Genomic DNA, 862 nt, shown 5'->3' with positions numbered 1-862 from the left:
TGCCTCTACTTGCTTAAGCTTCATATCAAATATCTTTTTATTGGCCTTATATTCGAGTTCTGCATTCTTGTGCCCGATCCGCATCTCCCCCTCTAATGATTGAATAGGGTTAAGAGCGAACGAGATACTTGGACTCTTCATACTTGAAGGATCTCCAATGATTGCACCCCAAAGCGTAGGCACAATTTGATATCTCGTATCCATTGCCTTGGGTTGAACTCTAATACTTGTCCCAATCGCTGCCCCCACCGAACAAAGGGCAGCCACTACAATAAAATCTACTGGGGCCTGCATTCGCATTGCCCCATCCTCTACAAACCTTTTTAGAACGGGCGGAAGACAGCCCATATCTAGAGCTGCTACCGAAACATCTGGAATGGTGAGCTTAGCTACTTCCGGATATGAACTGTGCTCAAAAGCCGACATAACCACCTCCATTGTTTGCGCAGTTCACTAAGTCGTTAAAGTCAGTGCATTTACAATGAGTGCATTGAAATTGCGGGATATACGGAAGCTCTTCATTGAAAACCCTCTGCGCTTTCTGAGCGTCCCGCACCCCTATATTGTGACCAGATGAAGAATAACGATCGTTGTCTGCACACACATTAAAGTTAGTGTTTGGGTAGAATGTCTTGAGGTTTTTAGCTGCGGATTCCAGATTGCCAGCATCGATACCCCAAAACACGGTCAACCCAGTCTCCTTATGAAGAGAAACCGCCGTTGCATATCCTTCGCAAAGCCAGGCATCATCAGTTACCGACTTCCCCACTTTTCCATAACACCCTTTTTTGCGCCCTCCATTTTCAAATCGCTTACGCCCATCAGGCCAAATGTACTGGAGGTTTACTATTTCATCTGGCTT

Annotated in this window: 1 protein-coding gene and 1 pseudogene; both read right to left on the bottom strand. The window is 45.7% G+C overall.

Features of this window, described 5'->3' with window-relative positions:
- A partial coding sequence (locus A3762_RS08995) for a DUF3987 domain-containing protein (protein ID WP_197469160.1) occupies nt 1-426 on the bottom strand: 426 nt, incomplete at its 3' end.
- A pseudogene (locus A3762_RS27430) lies at nt 413-862 on the bottom strand (hypothetical protein); the annotation flags it as partial. The pseudogene A3762_RS27430 and the gene A3762_RS08995, both read right to left, overlap by 14 nt.

This window comes from Oleiphilus sp. HI0125 (assembly GCF_001635355.1).
Note: the sequence above shows the minus strand (reverse complement) of the source record. Positions and strands in the feature narration are given on the sequence as shown.